The following is a 1,550-nucleotide window of genomic DNA, read 5'->3' as shown; positions in this document are numbered from 1 at the left end:
CCGGCGCTGCCCCCACGCGCCGCCGACGGACCGCTGCCCGACCGGCGCGGCGAGGACGGTGACGCGGTGATCATCTTCACCTCGGGCACCACCAGCCGTCCCCGGGCCGTGGTGCACACCCGGTCCGGGCTGGCCGCCGCGATGCAGGCCGTCACCGGGCTGGTCCAGCCACAGCCGGATCGACCGGTGCTCGGCGGCACGTTCTTCGTGCTGGTGCCGACGCTGGCCAGTGGCGCACCGGTCGCCCTGCCGGCCCGGTCGGCCCGGGTACTGGCCCGGCAGATCCCCCGGCTCAAGCCGCAGGCCAGCTACCTGACCCCGCCACAGCTACGCGCGCTACTGGCCGAGTCGCCCAGGCTGACCGGTGCCTTCTACAGCGGCTCCGCGCCGGTCAGCGCCAACCTGTTGGCGCGGACCCGGCAGGCCGGGGCCAGCCGGGCCTGGGGCGTGTACGCGCTCACCGAGATGTTCCCCGCCGCAGCGGTGGAGGCCACCGAGAAGGCCGCCTTCACCGAGGACGGCGACCTCGTCGGCACGCCACTGCCGGGCGTACGGACCCGGATCGACGCGGAGGGACAGCTGCTGCTCACCGGGCCGGGTCGATCGGACCGCTACCTCGGCGAGGAGCCGCACGAATGGGTGGCCACCGGTGACGTCGCCCGGTTGTCCGGGGAGCGGGTGGTGCTGGCCGGCAGGTGCAAGGACATGATCCTGCGCGAGGCGGAGAACATCTACCCCGGCCTGTACGAGCCGGCGCTGCACATTCCGGGGGTCAACCTCGCCGTGCTCGTCGGCGTACCGGCCGGTGACGGTGACGAGCGTCTGGTCGCCGTGGTCGAGCCCGAACCCGGTGTCGACCCGCAGCGGCTGCGTACCGACCTGGCACCGGTACTGGACCGGATGGGCTCGGCCCGGCCGGACGCCGTCCACTTCGGTCCGGTGCCCACCTCCGGCCGGTCCAGGAAACCGGACCGGACCGCCACCGCGAAGATGGCGGCGGCGATGCTGGCAGGCTGGCGGCCACCCCGTGGCTGAGCTCTTCGCTCCGGGGTTGGGAAGAGCCCCTTCACCAGAACAAGGCAACCGGACGGGTCCCCTGCCCACGGGGAGGCGGCGGGATCGGTGGGTCTACCTGCTCAGTCACCCGATACTGTTCGCGCTGCTGTCGGCCACTCGACGACGGCCGGTGCTGCGGCTGGGGCGTACCGTCCTGGTGCATGACCGGCAGGCGTACCTGGACGGGCTGACCCGGGTGCCGCTGGACCGTACGGCCGCCGGTACCACCGGTGGGACCGCCCGCCGCCTCGACGCCGGCGGGCTGCTGTTCGACCAGGAGGGTACGGAACACCGGGGTGCCCGCCGGGCACTCACCGACGGACTCGGTGCCGCCGGGGTGGCCCGGCTGCGCCCGGTCTGGACCGGGGTGCTGGCCCGACGGTTGGCTCCACTGGCCGACGGCGGTACGGTCGACCGGGTGCTGCTGGCCGCCGCCATGGCCGGCGCGACCACGGCCGCCCTGCTCGACCTGGACGTCGATCCACTGGCGCTCA

Annotated in this window: 1 protein-coding gene and 1 pseudogene; both read left to right on the top strand. The window is 74.1% G+C overall.

What is annotated here, in order from left to right; all coding sequences use genetic code 11:
* Positions 1-1,035 (top strand): AMP-binding protein (locus tag ACFQ4H_RS34740; RefSeq protein WP_377579514.1); only part of this gene is annotated, 1,035 nt, incomplete at its 5' end.
* 151 nt (positions 1,036-1,186) lie between these two features.
* A pseudogene (locus ACFQ4H_RS34735) lies at positions 1,187-1,550 on the top strand (cytochrome P450); the annotation flags it as partial.

The organism is Micromonospora sonneratiae, from assembly GCF_042679305.1.
Taxonomy (GTDB): domain Bacteria; phylum Actinomycetota; class Actinomycetes; order Mycobacteriales; family Micromonosporaceae; genus Micromonospora_H; species Micromonospora_H sonneratiae.
This window is presented reverse-complemented; position numbering and strand designations above follow the sequence as displayed.